We start from the raw sequence: 15,823 nt of genomic DNA, 5'->3' as shown, positions 1-15,823 counted from the left end.
ACGGCGTGCACGGGCGCGACTTCTCCATCACCACGCTACCGCGCGCCCCGCACGTCCACGGTCCGGGAGTGTCAGCGGTCGGCGACCAAGGACTCCAACCAGTCCAGGTCGACCCCGACCAGGCTGTCGCGGAACACCACGCCCTCGCGGGGCGGGACCTCGATGTGGTTCGGAATGGCGACGGTCGCGCACCCGGCGTCGGCGGCCGAGGCCACCCCCACCACGGAGTCCTCCACGGCCACACACCGTCTCGGGTCCACGCCCAGGCGACGCGCGGCCCTGAGGTAGGGATCGGGGTGGGGCTTGTTGGCCTCCACCTCGTCACCGGCCACCGAGTCATCGAAGCTCTCCAGGCCGATCCCACCGATGGCGGTGGCCACCAACTCGCGTTCGGTGGAGGTCACCAACGCCACCGGAACGCCCGCCTCCGACAGCATGGTGACCAGTTCCTTGGCCCCGGGACGCAGTTCCGCGCCCTGCTCCAGTTTGGCGCGGAACCGGTCGTAGAGCCGGTCGGCGACCTGTCTCGGTGTGAGGTCGGCCCCGGTCAACTCGATGATGTAACGCCCCACAGGAGTGGCGGCATTACCCACGTTGGCCAGGTGGTCCTTCTCGGTCCACACCCCGCCCAGTTCGGCGACGAGTTCCGCCTCCGACTCGTTCCACAGGTGTTCGCTCTCGATGAGGGTGCCGTCCATGTCCAGCAGGACCGCCTGCAGACGGCGGCCGGACTCCTGGGCGGCGGGGACTCGAAGGGACTCGGACGGTTCGGAACTCACAGTGCTCATGACTCTTCTCGACTCGTGGGTGTCGGACCCGACATGGGGAGAGGCCCCACCTGCGTCGGAACGCCGGTGGGGCCTCACCTGAGCCGGTCAGACGTTGAAGTATGTCGCCTCGGGGTGATGAATGACGATCGCGTCGGTGGCCTGCTCGGGAACAAGCTGGTACTCCTCGGACAACGTCACCCCCACCCTCTCCGGCGCCAACAGCTTCGTGATCTTGGCGCGGTCCTCCAGGTCGGGGCAGGCCCCATAACCCAGGGAGAACCGGGCGCCCCGGTAACCGAGCTTGAAGAAGGCGTCCAGCTCGGCCGGGTCCTCCCCCGCGAAGCCCAGCTCCGCGCGGACCCTGGTGTGCCAGTACTCGGCCAACGCCTCGGTCAGTTGTACGGACAGGCCGTGCAGCTCCAGGTAGTCGCGGTAGGCGTTCTTCTGGAACAACTCCGCGGTGGCCCGGCTGATCGCCGCGCCGACCGTCACCACCTGGAAGGAGACCACGTCCAACTCTCCCGACTCCTTGGGCCGGAAGAAGTCCGACAGGCACAGGTGCCGGTCGCGGCGCTGACGCGGGAACGTGAAGCGGGTGCGTTCGGTGACCCCTTCGTCGTCGAGCACGACCAGGTCGTCACCCTCGCTGTAGCAAGGGTAGTGGCCGTGCACGACCGCGGCCTCCAGCAGGCCCTCGGTCTGGATCCGGTCCAACCACATCCGCATGCGCGGACGCCCCTCGGTCTCCACCAGCTCCTCGTAGGTGGGACCGTTGCCGCCTCGGGAGGCCTTCAGCCCCCACTGCCCCATGAACGTGGCTCGCTCGTCGAGGAAGGAGGCGTAGTCGGCCAGCGGGATGCCCTTGCTGATGCGGTCGCCCCAGAACGGCGGCGTGGGCACCTTGTTGGTGGTGGACACGTCACTGCGGGCGGGCATGTCCTCGGGTTCGGTGACCTTGAGGGTGGCGCCCCGCTTGACCCTGCGCTGACGCAGTTCGGGCAGTTTGGCGCCCTCCTCGCCGCGCTTGACCGCCATGAGGGTGTCCATCAGGCGCAGACCCTCGAAGGCGTCCTTGGCGTAGCGGACCTCACCGCCGAACATCTCGGCCAGGTCCTGCTCCACGTAGGAGCGGGTGAGAGCCGCGCCGCCCAACAGCACGGGGAAGTTCGCCGACATCCCCCGGGAGTTCATCTCCTCCAGGTTCTCCTTCATGACCACCGTGGACTTGACGAGCAGACCCGACATCCCGATGACGTCGGCCCGCTTCTCCTCGGCGGCCTCCAGGATCGCCGACACCGGCTGTTTGATGCCGAGGTTGACGACCTCGTAGCCGTTGTTGGACAGGATGATGTCGACGAGGTTCTTGCCGATGTCGTGGACGTCGCCCTTGACGGTCGCGAGCACGATGCGGCCCTTGCCGTCATCGTCCGTCTTCTCCATGTGCGGTTCGAGGTAGGCCACGGCCGACTTCATGACCTCGGCGGACTTGAGGACGAACGGCAGCTGCATCTGGCCGGAGCCGAACAGCTCACCGACGGTCTTCATGCCCGAGAGGAGGGTGTCGTTGACGATGGCCAGGGCCGGGCGCTCGGCCAGCGCCTCGTCCAGGTCGGCCTCGATGCCGGTGAGCTCGCCGTCGATGATGCGACGCTCCAGGCGCTCCCACAGCGGCAGCGCGGCCAGCTCCTCGGCGCGGGAGGCCTTCATGGACTGGGCGTCCACCCCGGTGAACATGTCGATGAAGGTGCCCAGCGGGTCGTAGTCGCCCTCACGCCGGTCGTAGATCATGTCGAGGGCGACCTTGAGCTGGTCCTCGGGGATCTGGTTGATCGGCAGGATCTTGGAGGCGTGCACGATCGCCGAGTCCAGACCCACCTGGACCGCCTCGTGCAGGAACGCCGAGTTCAGCACGATGCGGGCGGCCGGGTTCACGCCGAAGGACAGGTTGGACAGACCAAGGGTGGTCTGCACGTCCGGGTAACGACTCTTGAGTTCACGGATCGCTTCGAGGGTCTCGATCCCGTCCCTGCGGGTCTCCTCCTGTCCGGTGGTGATGGGGAAGGTGAGGCAGTCGATGACGATGTCACCGGTGCGCATCCCCCACTCGCCGGTGAGCTGATCGATGAGACGGGAGGCCACCCGCACCTTGTGTTCGGCGGTGCGGGCCTGGCCGTTCTCGTCGATGCACAGGCCGACCACGGCGGCGCCGTGTTCGGAGGCCAACTCCATGATGCGGTCGAACCGGGTGCCGGGGCCCTCGCCGTCCTCGTAGTTGACGGAGTTGATCACCGCGCGACCGCCCATCGCCTCCAACCCGGCCTCCAGGACCGGCGGTTCGGTGGAGTCGAGCATGACCGGCAGGGTGGAGGCGGTGGCGAAGCGGGTGGCGAGCTCGTGCATGTCGGCGACGCCGTCACGACCCACGTAGTCGATGTTGAGGTCGAGGATGTGGGCGCCGTCGCGGATCTGGTCGCGGGCCAACTCCACGCAGTCGTCCCACCGCTCGGCCAGCATGGCCTCACGGAACTTCTTGGAACCGTTGGCGTTGGTGCGCTCGCCCACGGCCAGGTAACTGGCGTCCTGGCGGAACGGCACGCTCTGGTAGAGCGAGGAGACCGAGGGCTCCACCAGGGGCTTGCGGTTCTTGATCCCACGTCCCTGGACCCGCTCCACGACCTGACGCAGGTGCTCGGGGGTGGTTCCACAGCAGCCGCCGACCAGGCTGAGCCCGAACTCGGAGGTGAAGGTGTCGTGGGCGTCGGTGAGCGCCTCCGGGGAGAGGTTGTAGACCGCCCCGTTGGGCCCCAGCTCCGGCAGACCGGCGTTGGGCATGCAGGAGATGGGGATCGTGGAGTGGTGCGACAGGTAGCGCAGGTGCTCGCTCATCTCGGCCGGGCCGGTGGAGCAGTTGAGCCCGATGACGTCGATGCCCAGCGGTTCCAGCGCTGTCAGCGCGGCGCCGATCTCCGAACCCATGAGCATGGTGCCGCTGGTCTCGATGCTGACCTGGGCGATGATCGGGATGTCCTTGCCCAGTGCCTTGCGGGCCCGTTTGGCGCCCACCACCGCGGCCTTGACCTGCAGCAGGTCCTGACAGGTCTCGATGAGGATGGCGTCCGCGCCACCGTCGATGAGTCCTCGTCCGGCCTGTTCGTAGTAGTCGCGCAACAGCGCGTAGGGGTTGTGTCCCAGGGTCGGTAGCCGCGTTCCGGGGCCGACGGAGCCCAGTACGTAGCGGGGTTGGTCGGCGGTGGAGTACTCGTCGGCGGTCTCACGGGCGATACGGGCGCCCGCTTCGGCGACCTCGTAGGTACGGTCCTGGATCCCGTACTCGATCAGCCCACCGAAGTTGGCGGAGAAGGTATTGGTCTCGACGCAGTCGGACCCGACCTCGAAGAAGGCGGCGTGGGTCTCCCGGATGATGTCAGGCCGGGTGAAGTTCAGGATGTCATTGCAACCCTCGTGCCCCTCGAACTGGTCGAGGTCGAGATCGTGCGCCTGCAACATGGTGCCCATCGCCCCGTCCGCAACGACCACGCGCTGGGACAGTGCTTCACGGAATGTCCGTCGATCTCTCATAATCGGCAACTCTAATCTCGGGGCCTCGTGGAACCCTGGCGAGTCGCTCGTGACGAACGGCACCGGCGGGGACCACGACGCACGACAGTGGAAGCGGCCTGGGACATCGGTGTCCTGGTCAGTCGCTGCTGCGAGGCTACCTCATCGCCTGTTTCGCCACGTGAGACCGGTGTCCCAAAGTCAGAGGCCCGAGCACCTCCCGCGAGGTCCGCGGAACGGTTTCTCGGTTCTGGCGCCACCCCATAGGGTAGGACGCGTCCGCGTTCAGGAAGGGGCCGTGCATGATCCAGCTCGACCGAGAGCTCGTCGAGCCTGTGATGGTGGCGGCGTTCGAGGGGTGGAACGACGCCGGCGAGGCGGCGAGCCTTGCCGTGGAACATCTGTCCGAGCAATGGGACGCCCGTGAACTGTGCTCCCTGGCTCCGGACGACTACTACGACTTCCAGGTCACCCGACCGCGCATGTCCGTGGTCGACGGGCGGCTGAGCGAGGTCGAGTGGCCCACGACCCGGGTGAGCGTGGTCCGCCCGCCCGGTTCGTCCCGCGACCTGGTCCTGGTGAGCGGCCCCGAACCCAACGTCCGATGGCGTTCCTACGCCGCCGACCTGTTGGCGATCGCCCGTGAGTTGGGCGTGCGGCGCGCGGTGCTGTTGGGTTCCCTGTTGGCCGACGCCCCGCACACCCGCCCCGTCCCGGTGACCGGCATGTCCTCCCCGCACCAACTGGGCGAGCGCCACGGCATGGAGGCCTCCACCTACTCCGGCCCCACCGGAATCGTCGGCGTGGTGCACGAGGGGTTCAGCGCCGCGGGTATCGAGACGGTGTCGCTGTGGTCGGCCATCCCTCACTACGTGGCCCAGCCCCCGTGCCCGAAGGCGACCATGGCGTTGCTGGGCTGGGTGCAGGAGTTCACCGGGGCCCGGGTCCCGCTCGGCGAACTGCCGGAGGAGTCGGTCAAGTGGGAGGCCGGGGTCGACGACCTCACCGCCGAGGACGAGGACATCGCCGCCTACGTGCGCGGTCTGGAGGAGGCCAAGGACACCGTGGAGCTTCCCGAGGCCTCCGGTGACGCCATCGCCCAGGCATTCGAGCGTTACCTGCGCCGCCACGACGACGATTGACCCCGGGGCACGCGTGGAACGACCAGCCGGACGAGCGACCGGTGAAAGGCGACACGCCGGACCCGGCCTCGCCGTTACGCGTATTTTAGCCCCCGGGCGATAGGTTCCGAGAACACGGCTCGCGGACCGGAGGTGACGCGAGTGGGGCACCCGTCGCGCCGGGGGGAACGACGGGACGTCTCCACATCCGTCCTGCCCCGATGGCGGCGCCTCCGGTTGGCCGGACCGATCATCCCTTCCTTCCGCGCGGGGAGGGAACGGGGGGTACAACACAGATGAAAATCGCCTTCGTCATCGCCAACGGCTACGCCATGGGTGGCACGGTGAGAACCGTGTACAACCTCGCCCGCGGGCTTTCCGAGCGGCACGAGGTCGAGATCGTCAGCCTGGCCCGCAGGCGCAAGGCGCCCTTCTTCAAGCTGCCCGACGGGGTGCGGCTGTGGCCTTTGCACGATCACACCACCGAGGAACCGACCCTCGGTGCCTTCGGTCGTCGACGCTGGACCCGAAGGGTGGGTTCGGTCGTGCCCGAGTCCGAACTGAAGCGCAACCAGAACTTCAGCCCCGAGGCCGTCTCGGGATTGCACCGGTACCTGCGCACCACCGACGCCGACGTGGTGATCGGTACCCGTCCCGGCATCAACCTGATGTTGGCCGCCTGGGCTCCCAAGCGTCTGTGCCTCATCGGCCAGGAACACCTCAACCTGAACGAGCACAAGCCGGACCTGGTCAAGGCGATCGAGCGGCACTACCGGAACCTGGACGGGCTGAGCGTACTCACCGAGACCGACCGGCACGCCTACCAGCGGCTGCTGGGCCCGGACACCGACTTCCTCACCGTGATCCCCAACGCCGTGGACCCGGGCGAGCCGACCCCCTCGACCCTGGACGAACCGGTGATCGCGGCCGCGGGACGCCTGTCCCCGGTCAAGCAGTACCCGAAGCTGGTGAAGGCGTTCAGCCGGGTGTCCGCCGAGCACCCCGACTGGAGCCTGCGCATCTACGGCAGCGGGGACAGGGCGAGCCAGATCGAGGAGGCCGCCATCAAGCACGGCGTCCAGGACAGCGTCAAGCTCATGGGCCAGACCCGCGACCTGACCTCGGAGCTGTCCAAGGCCTCCATCCTCGGGGTCAGCTCCAAGGTGGAGGGCTTCGGGATGACCATCGTGGAGGCCTTCTCCGTCGGGCTACCTGTGGTGAGCTTCGACTGCCCGCACGGTCCCGGAGAGATCATCGAGCACGAGCACACAGGACTGCTCGTGCCACCGCAGGACACCGAGGCGCTGGGCCGATCGCTACTTCGCCTGGTGGAGGACCGAGAGGAGCGCCACCGCATGGGCGCCCACGCCCTGGAGGCCTCCTCCCGCTACCAACTGGAGTGCGTCATCCCCCAGTGGGAGGAGTTCTTCGAACACCACCGCTCCTGAGGGACCCGAAGGACACTCCCTAGAGTCGCAGGCGGCGCCATTCCCCGCTGGCGAGGACCGCGGCCCAGGCTCCGGCGATGCGGGCCAGCCCGCGGCGGACCTCGTCGACCACGGCCGGGGCCAGCGGGGACTCGGAGTGTCCATCGGGTTCCAGGCGCACGGTCACGCGCAGCCCGTCCAGGACCTTCTGGGCCCGGGCCAGCGTCTCGGGGTCGGGTTCGGTGTCACGGTCCAAGATGGCGCGGATTCCATCGCGCAGGGTGAGGGTCTCGTCCAGGTCCGCCAGGGTGATGGGGATCGCGCCCTCGGTGACCAAGTGGTGTTCGCGCAGGAAGCCCGCGAGCTCGGCCCGGTCGCTGAGGCGACCTCCGGTGGAGACGAAGTCCGCGATGAGTTCCGCCGCGGCGCTGGGCCGCGTGGGGGTGTTGGTCGTGGTCGTGGTCATGCGCGACATCCCATCACGCGGGGGCGACCTTTGGGGGTGTTTCGGCCATGTCGTGGCCACAGGTGGACACGACGAATCCACATCGATCCCCGCATAACGGACGTCGGAGCCGGGTGCCGGCGTGGCACCCGTGCCAGAACGACCTCGCCTCACTACCATCGGGCCGTTCCGACCCCCGGCCCAGGAGGCACCATGACGCATCCACTACCGGCGCACGAGCAGGCACCGCCCGACACCCCGCTGGGGCGGTCCGTGCTGCGCACCCCGATCTGGCTGTACCGACTCGGGTTGGGCGGCCTGATGGGCGGCCGTTTCGTCCTGCTCACCCACCGGGGCCGCAGCACCGGCGAACCCCGCCAGGCGGTGTTGGAGATCCTGGACACCAACTCCGTCACCGGGGCGGTCCTGGTGGCCTCCGGGTTCGGGGACCGCGCGCAGTGGTTCCGCAACATCGCGCGCGAACCACGGGTGTTGTTCCAAGTGGGGCGGGAACGCAAGCGAGGCACCGCGGTTCCGCTGCCACCGGCGGAGTCGGGGCGGGTCCTGACCCATCAGGCGCAGAAGCACCCCGAGGCGGTCGAGGCGCTCATGCGGGCGCTGGGGCACGACGTCGACGGGGACCCGCACGTGTACGAACGGCTCGGCGCCGACCCGCGCCACGGGGTCCCTGTGGTGCGATTGCTACCCGAACAGCCGCCGGGCCCGCGCTTTCCCGATCATTGCGCGCCCTGAGGGACCGTTGACGGGTCCGGACCCTTCCGTGCCCGCCACGATCGGGCGGGCACGGAGCGGATCAGAGCTTGACGCCCAGGAGGGTGTCGACGGTGGCGCGGACCAGCGCCGGGGCACCGGTGTCGGCGCCTCCCTCCGTCAACGCGGCGGTGGCCCAGGTGTCCACCGCGGCCGATGCCGCCGGGGAGTCCAGGTCCTCGGCCAGGGCGGCGCGCACCGCGGCGAGCACGGGGGCCGCGTCGGGGCCCGCGCCCAGGGCGAAGGCGGCCCGCCAGCGCTCGGCGCGTTCGGTGGCGGCGGGCAGCTCGACATCGGTCCACTCCCACGCGTCGCGGTAGTGGTGGCCGAGCATGGCCAGGCGGATGACGGCCGGATCCACGCCCTGTCGGCGCAGCTTGGAGACGAACACGAGGTTGCCCAGTGACTTGGACATCTTCTCGCCGTTCAGACCGACCATGCCCACGTGCAGGTGGTTGTGGGCGTTGGGGCCGCCGGTGACGCAGCGGGTCTCGGCCGCGCCCATCTCGTGGTGCGGGAAGATCAGGTCGTTGCCGCCACCGTTGATGTCGAAGCCCGGGCCCAGCCGGTCCAGGGCGATCGCGCTGCACTCGATGTGCCAACCGGGTCGGCCGCGGCCCAAGGGGCTGTCCCAGGCGGGCTCGCCGGGGCGCTCGGCCTTCCACAGCAGCCAGTCGAGTGGATCCTTCTTACCGGAACGCTCGGGGTCGCCGCCGCGCTGCCCGAACAGCTCCAGCATCTGCGCGCGGTCCAGGTTTCCGATCTCGCCGAACTCCTGAGCCTTGGCCACGGAGAAGTACAGGTCGCCGTCGATCTCGTAGGCGGCACCGGTCTCCCGAATGCGTACGGCGAGTTCACTGATGAGGTCGACCGACTCCACCACGCCGACGTAGGAGGTCGGCGGGATGATCGACAGGGCCGCCATGTCCTCACGGAAGACGTCGATCTCGCGATGGGCGAGATCCCGCCAATCCACCCCGGTGGCCTTCGCGCGTTCCAGGAGCGGGTCGTCGATGTCGGTCGTGTTCTGGACGTAGTTCACGTCGTGTCCGGCGTCCCGCCAGACCCGGTTGACCAGGTCGAAGGTCAAGTACGTGAACGCGTGACCCAGATGGGCGGCGTCGTAGGGGGTGATCCCGCAGGCGTACACGCCCGCGGTGGGACCCGGTGTGGTCGTCCGTATCCGGCCGGTCGCGGTGTCGCGGATACGCAGGGGGCCGCCGGTACCCGGCAGGGGGACGATGTCAGGCGCAGACCATGAACGCATGAGGGCAGACTATCCGCACGTCCGGTCGACGAACGCACCCATATCGGGTGGGGCCCCGGGTGATGATGACCGCAGATCGTGTGGGAATACCTCGCCGCTCACCGCTGCTGGGCGGCGAAGGGGAAGGATCCACGACCGATGAGGAGCGCGCTGAGAACGGCGGTGGCGCCACAGACCGCGGCGAGGATCTCGTTCCCCAGTCGCCAGTGCAACAGCGCTCCGCTGACGGAGACGACGTACAGCAACCAGTACGCACCCGACTCCAGATAGTGACCACTGCGGTCGGTCATGGACACCCCCCACCTGTCGGCTCGCGCCGCGACGACCGTCCGGTCCGTCACACAGAGAGACGCCTCGTCCGCACTGGCGGTTTACGTGTGCTTTAGGCGATGACTCACAGTCCCCTGGCCGCCCGCGCCCGGCGACCAGGGAGGAAGGGGTGCTCAGGGGTGGGCGGCCAATTGCAGGTCGAGGAGGTCGAGGTCCTCCGAGGCCGGGAACCCGGGGTCGTCCATCATCGCGCGCAGCCGCCGACGGACGGGCTTGGCCGGAGACCGCTCGGTCACCGGTTCGGCGGCCAGACGGCCCGTCCCGGAGCGGATCCCGGTGGGGGTGCGCATGCTCCAGAAGGTGTTGTCGGCGGCCAAGAGCAGGCCGACGGTGCCGTCGTCGTACACCCGGACCCACTGTCCCACCAGTTCGGCGGGCTCGCCCATGGGACGCAGGGCGGAAGTGGAAACGGGGCGGGCGCTCATCATGACTTGTTCCTCGAGAAGTGATCGGTGTTGACTGCTGTCTCAGAGGAGACTCTCCCGCACCTCACCTATGACGCGCTTTCGGAAAACTTCTACGAGAAGGATTCTCCTACCCGTCGACCCGGGCATGACGTCCCGCGATCGGTCGACCACCGAGGGCCCGTGAAGCGCCCCCTGTGGTTCCGACCGGACCCTTGGGGATGGGGCATAATGCGGCCATGGAAGACACTTTCACCCCCTTCAAGACCGGCGATGACCAGCGTTTCCGGTCCAACGCCCTCCTCGCGATCATCGCCTTCGTGACCGTGACCGTCATGGTGGCCGGGTTCTTCCTGGTCCTCTGACCGGGTGGAGCTCCACGGGAATCCGCGCCGCGGACGCGCCCGAGGTCAGGTCGGGATCATCCGCCAGGCCTCCGGCCGGTCCGGAGCGTCGGTGAAGGCGTAACGCACCCCGTCCCGGGCCAGGGCCAGCAGGGTGACCGATCCGGTCCCCCACACCTGGCCCTCGCCCAGGTCCGCGTGGGCGACGAGTCCCGACGGGTCACCCTGGTCCGGCCCCACACCCGGCGTCCTCGGCTTCGCGTGGGCGGCCTCGGTGACCAGCTCCGGCCACCGCCCCCAGATCCGCCGGACGGCCTCCTCCCCTGTGCCCGTAACGGGGGTGTCGAGTGCGGCCAGGTCGGGATCGGGGCGGGTCCGAGCGAACTCCGGCGTGTGCCGGGCGGCTCGCGGGTCGGCCGGATCCAGCCCCGTGTTGACGATGGTGGTCACCCCCGTGGGCAACGAGCGGGTGTCCGGACAACGCCCGTCCCAGCTGTGCAGCGTGGCGTGGCGCGCGTCGGCGTCCAGCAGGTGGAAGGGCGCGTACCGGGTGGGGTCCTCCCCCTCCAACGGGCCCCGGCCGCCCCTGGGATCGCGCGCACGGCGCGCGAGCGTGCGCAACGGCAGGTCGCCCCTGCTCGCCGGGTAGGCGCCCTCCCAGGGCATGCGACCGTCCCAGGGCCACCCGTTGAGCAGCGCCGCCGTTCTGGGCCCGGTGGGCTCGACGGCCAACCAGGTCCCGCCGGCGAGCCGGTCACGGCCACCGATCAGCGTGGGACGCTCGGGCCAGTGGTGGGCGGGCCCCTCCCAGGGACGCGATCGCATCTCGTCCCGCAACGCGACCACGACCAACGGTGTGGCCGCGTCCGGATCGAACCCGACGATGACGGTGCACATCCATCCCCCTGACGTCGTCTGCTCCAGGGCGAACCCCGCGAGCCCACGATGGTGGTTCCTCCCCCGCTCCGGTGGTGATCGCTCCCCCCGCGCGAGTGGGGCGCGCATCCCTTGGGATCGGGTGGCCGACTTTAGCGCCTTCCCACCGGGACTCTTCTATTCTGGGTCGTTCTACGCTCGTTCTCGTTGACAGAGGGACCGGTGGGACGGGGCGCCCGATGACGCCGTCACGGTTCCTTCGTACTTCCTTGCCCGACCAGGAGTCACGCGTGCCCGAAGAAGCAGACCCGAACCACCGGGGTCCGGCCTCCACAGCGACAGACCCGGGGCCCTCTCCGGGACCGCCGGGGTCGCCGTTGGCTCCCCCGTCCGAGCCCGGGCTCTCGCGGCGGCAGGTCGCCGAACGCGTGGCCACCGGACGTACCAACGACGTCCCGGTCCGGGCGAGCCGCAGTGTCGGCCAGATCATCCGGGGCAACGTCTTCACCCGCATCAACGCGATGATCGCGGTGCTGTTCTCCATCATCGCGGTGATCGGCCCCGTCCAGGACGGCCTGTTCGCCATGGTCATCGTGATCAACACGTTCATCGGCATCGTCCAGGAACTGCGGGCCAAGCGGACCCTGGACAAGCTCGCCATCGTCAACGCCGCCCGGCCCCGGGTGGTCCGCGACGGGGCGACGGTCCGCGTGGCCACCCAGGAGATCGTCCTCGACGAGGTCCTGGAGATCGGTGTCGGTGACCAGATCGTCGTGGACGGCGAGGTGACCTGGGCCGGCGGGCTGGAGGTCGACGAGTCACTGCTGACCGGTGAGGCCGACCCGGTGCTCAAGCAGCCGGGCGACACCGTGATGTCGGGCAGCTTCGTGGTGGCGGGCACGGGCCGCTTCCGGGCGACCAAGGTGGGGCGCCACGCCTACGCGGTACGTCTGGCCGAGGAGGCGAGCCGCTTCTCCCTGGTGCGTTCGGAACTGCGTTCGGGGATCGACCTGATCCTGCGCTGGATCACCTTCGCGCTGTTCCCGATCGGCGCCCTGCTCATCTACAGCCAACTCTTCATGGGCGGCCACGTCACCCTGGACGCCGAACCCGTCAGCGGTGGGATCTCCGGTCCCCTGGCCGACGCCCTGCGCAGCATGGTGGCGGCGTTGGTGTCCATGATCCCCGAGGGGCTCATCCTGCTCACCAGCATCGCGTTCGCGGTCGGTGTGATCCGGTTGGGCCGGCACCGGTGCCTGGTACAGGAGCTACCGGCGATCGAGGGTCTGGCCCGCGTCGACGTGGTGTGCACCGACAAGACCGGCACCCTGACCGAGGTCGGGATGAGGCTCGCAGAGGTCCGCGACCTCGGCGGCACCTCCTCTGAGGCCGACGGCGAATCCGCTTCCACCCCCACCGTCGTGTTGGCGGCGCTGGCGGACAGCGACCCCGACCCCAACCCCAGCATGGCCGCGATCGCCGAGGGCCTCACCGCCCAGGGACGACCGGCCCCGGGATGGCGGGTGACGGCGCTGGCCCCGTTCTCCTCGGCGCGCAAGTGGAGCGGGGCGAGCCTGCTCGCCCCCACCGGCGAGGAACACTGGGTGCTGGGCGCGGCCGACGTCCTGGCCCCCTCGGACTCCCCCGCCGCGGCCGAGGCCGCCAGGCTGGGCGCCCAGGGGCTTCGGGTGCTGTTGCTGGCCCGGGCATCGGTACGGGTCGACGCCGAGCTGGCCCCGGGCACCGTTCGTCCGGTGTCCCTGGTGGTCCTGGACCAGCGGGTGCGCGAGGACGCCGGACCGACCCTGGACTACTTCGCCGCCCAGGGCGTGGACGTCAAGATCGTCTCGGGCGACCACGCCGCCTCGGTGGGCGCCGTGGGCCGTGAGCTCTCCCTGCCCGGCGCGGACCGGCCGGTGGACGCCCGGGATCTGCCCGAGGACCCCGAGACGCTCGCGCGCGAGGTGGAGGCCTCTTCGTCGTTCGGTCGCGTGAGCCCCGAACGCAAGCGGGACATGGTGCGCGGCCTGCGCGACCGCGGGCGCACGGTGGCCATGACCGGTGACGGCGTCAACGACGTGCTCGCGCTGAAGGAGGCCGACATCGGGGTGGCGATGGGCGCGGGCAGCCCGGCGTCGCGTTCGGTGGCCCAGTTGGTGTTGTTGGACGATCGGTTCGCCGTGCTGCCGAAGGTGGTGGCCGAGGGTCGTCGGGTGATCGGCAACATCGAACGGGTGGCGAGCCTGTTCCTGACCAAGACCGTGTACACGATGACCTTGGCCATCGTCGTGGGTCTGTTGGCGGTCGCCTACCCCTTCTTCCCTCGGCACGCCACCCTGATCAACGCGGTGACGTTCGGCATCCCCTCGTTCTTCCTGGCGTTGGCGCCCAACACCGACATCGTCCGGCCGGGGTTCGTGCTGCGCACGTTGCGTCTGGCGATCCCGTCGGGGCTGGTGGCGGGGGTCGCGGCGGTGACGACGTACCTGCTGGTGCTGGGTGGGCGCACGGTGCCCGATCCCTCCGACCGCACCGCCGTGGTGATCACGCTGTGCGCGACGACGCTGTGGGTGCTGCTGTTGGTGGCCAAGCCCTATGTGTGGTGGAAGGTGGCGCTGGTCGGCTCCATGGTGGGGCTGTTGACGTTGGCCATGGTGACGCCGGTGGGTCGGTGGTTCTTCGACCTGGACGTGAGCGACCCGACCAAGGTGCTGACCGGGTTGGCCGTGGCCGGGGTGGCGATCGTGGCGATCACGGTGATCCGGGTAGTGGACGATCGGATGATGGCCAAGTCGCGGGCGGCGGCCGACGCGAGGGCCGCAGAGGAGGACGAGGCCGCCCGCGAACGCACTCCGGCCGCCTGAGCCACGTCTTCGAGGGCCCGTGACCGATCGGTCACGGGCCCTTTCCCGTTCCCGACCTGCCCTTCGGTCAGCGTGGGAACTGTTCAGCCACTTCTCTAGCGGCGATGCTGGTCACGCCCTGTGCATGCAAGGACTGGAGCGACTTTGAGCATCCCGAACACGCATATCCGCGCCGTGGTGAGCGACTACCTGGAGCGTTTCCCCAAGGAGGCCGACACGGCCGCTCCCCTGGTCCGGGCCCTGGCCGAGGGCCATGGGCCGGAATCGCCCCAAGGGTGGGGGGTCGAACACGTGACCACGGGAGCCGTGGTCTTGGACCCGTGCTGGCGGGTGCTGATGGTGCGGGACCGGGACCGTGGTCGGTGGATGTTGCCGGGCGGCCCCGTCGTCGAGACCGACGCGTCCCTGCGCGAGGCCGCGCGGGCCCGGTTGGCCGAGGTGGCGGGGCCGGTCGCGGGACAGGTGGAGGAGGCCTCCGGCGACCTGCCGCTCGACCTGGGACCGGGACCGGTGCGCGACTCCCCCGCCTCGGAGGGGTCCGAGCACCGAGGCCCCACCTTCCTGTACCTGTACCGGGCGACGGCCGCGATGATCCCGGCCGGTTCGGGAACCTTCGGCGACCTGGCCTGGCGTCCGCACACCGACGTGCCCTCGGCCCGTCTGGCGGCGAAGATCTCGCAGGCCCTGGCCACCGACCGGGCGACCGCCGGAGTCTGATCCCAAGGCCCGGGCGGCCACCGGCGGGTGGCCGCCGACCGCGTTCAGAGGTTCTTGAAGTAGCGGACGACGGGCAGCGGACCTCCCCGGCCCTCTCCTGTCGGTCGAGTTCGACGGTGGCGAACCCGGCGACCTCGTCCTCGACCACGGCCACACACACCGACTTCCCCGGCGTCCAGGTCGGCCCGCACGTCCCGGCTCTGTGTGGTGCGCCGGTCGCCGACGAGCCCGCCGTAGGGCGTGTCCCCCAGGACTTGGGCCAGGGAGGCGTGGACGGGTTCCCAGGCCCGCGGGGAGAGGGTCACGACGGCCTCTCGGTCGTCGGGGCTGTACGGTCGGATGCTGATGTCCATGCGAGCGACCTGGCTTCGCGCGGGACCCACCGACAACGACGTTTTCCGGGGGCGTACATGGTGAACGAGACCGATCTGCGGTATCTGGAGCGTGCGGTGGAGCTGGCCGCCGAGGCGCTGGACAAGGGCGACGAACCCTTCGGGTCGGTCCTGGTGTCGGCCGCCGGCGAGGTGGTGTTCGAGGACCACAACCACGTCGCCGGTGGTGACCACACGCGACACCCGGAGTTCGCGATCGCCCGGTGGGCGGCACAGAACCTGACCCCCGAGGAGCGCGCTTCGGCGACGGTGTACACCTCCGGGGAGCACTGCCCGATGTGTTCGGCCGCGCACGCCTGGGTGGGGCTGGGGCGGATCGTGTACGCGAGTTCGTCCGCCCAGTTGACGGGGTGGCTGATGGAGTGGGCCGTGCCCGCCGGCCCGGTTCGCCCGCTGTCGGTGACCGAGGTGGCCCCGGGCGTACCCGTCGACGGCCCCGTGGAGCCCCTGGCCGACCGGGTCCGCACCCTGCAGGCCCGCTTCCACGGCCGGGTCTGACCCGGGCCGGGGCAGAGGACGCCCCCGGCCCGAGCGGGC

General features: G+C 69.7%; 15 protein-coding genes. 7 read left to right on the top strand and 8 right to left on the bottom strand.

The features are described 5' to 3' along the window. Window positions 1-71: 71 nt before the first annotated feature. Window positions 72-788 (bottom strand): HAD family hydrolase, encoded by a 717-nt coding sequence (locus ACWGSK_RS01110; protein ID WP_452454900.1) that lies wholly within the window; start codon window positions 786-788, stop codon window positions 72-74. Window positions 789-875: 87 nt separating this feature from the next. Continuing rightward, window positions 876-4,349 carry a methionine synthase gene (metH, locus tag ACWGSK_RS01105; RefSeq protein WP_358512364.1) on the bottom strand — a complete coding sequence of 1,158 codons (3,474 nt, stop codon included), beginning with the start codon at window positions 4,347-4,349 and terminating at the stop codon, window positions 876-878. A 281-nt stretch (window positions 4,350-4,630) separates the two neighbouring features. Here metH and ACWGSK_RS01100 point away from each other — a divergent pair, with 281 nt between their 5' ends. Together ACWGSK_RS01100 and ACWGSK_RS01095 are read left to right on the top strand one after the other, a co-directional pair. Next, on the top strand, window positions 4,631-5,470 hold the full coding sequence (locus ACWGSK_RS01100) for a PAC2 family protein (RefSeq protein ID WP_452454899.1): 840 nt from the start codon (window positions 4,631-4,633) through the stop codon (window positions 5,468-5,470). Between the two features lie 275 nt (window positions 5,471-5,745). After that, a complete protein-coding gene (locus tag ACWGSK_RS01095; protein WP_358512358.1) occupies window positions 5,746-6,897 on the top strand; it encodes a glycosyltransferase family 4 protein in 1,152 nt (383 codons plus the stop codon). Between the two features lie 19 nt (window positions 6,898-6,916). Here the strand turns inward: ACWGSK_RS01095 and ACWGSK_RS01090 are convergent, their stop codons facing one another. Beyond that, the gene (locus ACWGSK_RS01090) at window positions 6,917-7,342 is read right to left on the bottom strand and encodes an ABATE domain-containing protein (RefSeq protein ID WP_358512355.1); all 426 of its coding nucleotides are present in this window, start codon (window positions 7,340-7,342) and stop codon (window positions 6,917-6,919) included. A gap of 192 nt (window positions 7,343-7,534) precedes the next feature. Between ACWGSK_RS01090 and ACWGSK_RS01085 the strand changes: the two genes are divergently transcribed. Further along, window positions 7,535-8,074 (top strand): nitroreductase family deazaflavin-dependent oxidoreductase, encoded by a 540-nt coding sequence (locus tag ACWGSK_RS01085; RefSeq protein WP_358512352.1) that lies wholly within the window; start codon window positions 7,535-7,537, stop codon window positions 8,072-8,074. 61 nt (window positions 8,075-8,135) lie between these two features. Here the strand turns inward: ACWGSK_RS01085 and mshC are convergent, their stop codons facing one another. From mshC to ACWGSK_RS01070, 3 genes are all read right to left on the bottom strand, one after another. Next, on the bottom strand, window positions 8,136-9,359 hold the full coding sequence (gene mshC, locus ACWGSK_RS01080) for a cysteine--1-D-myo-inosityl 2-amino-2-deoxy-alpha-D-glucopyranoside ligase (RefSeq protein ID WP_358512349.1): 1,224 nt from the start codon (window positions 9,357-9,359) through the stop codon (window positions 8,136-8,138). A 98-nt stretch (window positions 9,360-9,457) separates the two neighbouring features. Then, the gene (locus ACWGSK_RS01075; RefSeq protein ID WP_157091114.1) at window positions 9,458-9,649 is read right to left on the bottom strand and encodes a hypothetical protein; all 192 of its coding nucleotides are present in this window, start codon (window positions 9,647-9,649) and stop codon (window positions 9,458-9,460) included. Window positions 9,650-9,802: 153 nt separating this feature from the next. Beyond that, window positions 9,803-10,117, bottom strand: coding sequence for a hypothetical protein (locus ACWGSK_RS01070; protein ID WP_358512346.1), 315 nt, complete (start codon window positions 10,115-10,117; stop codon window positions 9,803-9,805). Window positions 10,118-10,332: 215 nt separating this feature from the next. Between ACWGSK_RS01070 and ACWGSK_RS01065 the strand changes: the two genes are divergently transcribed. After that, window positions 10,333-10,458, top strand: coding sequence for a hypothetical protein (locus ACWGSK_RS01065; protein ID WP_358512343.1), 126 nt, complete (start codon window positions 10,333-10,335; stop codon window positions 10,456-10,458). Between the two features lie 45 nt (window positions 10,459-10,503). Here the strand turns inward: ACWGSK_RS01065 and ACWGSK_RS01060 are convergent, their stop codons facing one another. Further along, window positions 10,504-11,334 (bottom strand): NRDE family protein, encoded by an 831-nt coding sequence (locus ACWGSK_RS01060; protein WP_358512340.1) that lies wholly within the window; start codon window positions 11,332-11,334, stop codon window positions 10,504-10,506. Window positions 11,335-11,552: 218 nt separating this feature from the next. Between ACWGSK_RS01060 and ACWGSK_RS01055 the strand changes: the two genes are divergently transcribed. Both ACWGSK_RS01055 and ACWGSK_RS01050 read left to right on the top strand, forming a co-directional pair. Continuing rightward, the gene (locus tag ACWGSK_RS01055) at window positions 11,553-14,177 is read left to right on the top strand and encodes an HAD-IC family P-type ATPase (RefSeq protein WP_452454898.1); all 2,625 of its coding nucleotides are present in this window, start codon (window positions 11,553-11,555) and stop codon (window positions 14,175-14,177) included. Between the two features lie 144 nt (window positions 14,178-14,321). Next, entirely contained in the window at window positions 14,322-14,894 is a 573-nt protein-coding gene (locus ACWGSK_RS01050) for an NUDIX domain-containing protein (protein WP_452454897.1), read from the top strand. A gap of 44 nt (window positions 14,895-14,938) precedes the next feature. Here ACWGSK_RS01050 and ACWGSK_RS01045 read toward each other — a convergent pair whose 3' ends face one another. Beyond that, window positions 14,939-15,247, bottom strand: coding sequence for a hypothetical protein (locus ACWGSK_RS01045; protein ID WP_452454896.1), 309 nt, complete (start codon window positions 15,245-15,247; stop codon window positions 14,939-14,941). 57 nt (window positions 15,248-15,304) lie between these two features. On the opposite strand from ACWGSK_RS01045, the gene ACWGSK_RS01040 reads away from it, so the two are divergent. Beyond that, complete coding sequence (locus tag ACWGSK_RS01040) at window positions 15,305-15,784, top strand: nucleoside deaminase (RefSeq protein WP_358512332.1); 480 nt, start codon at window positions 15,305-15,307, stop codon at window positions 15,782-15,784. The last annotated feature ends 39 nt before the right edge of the window (window positions 15,785-15,823 follow it).

It is taken from the genome of Nocardiopsis sp. NPDC055551, assembly GCF_053619415.1.
Note: the sequence above shows the minus strand (reverse complement) of the source record. Positions and strands in the feature narration are given on the sequence as shown.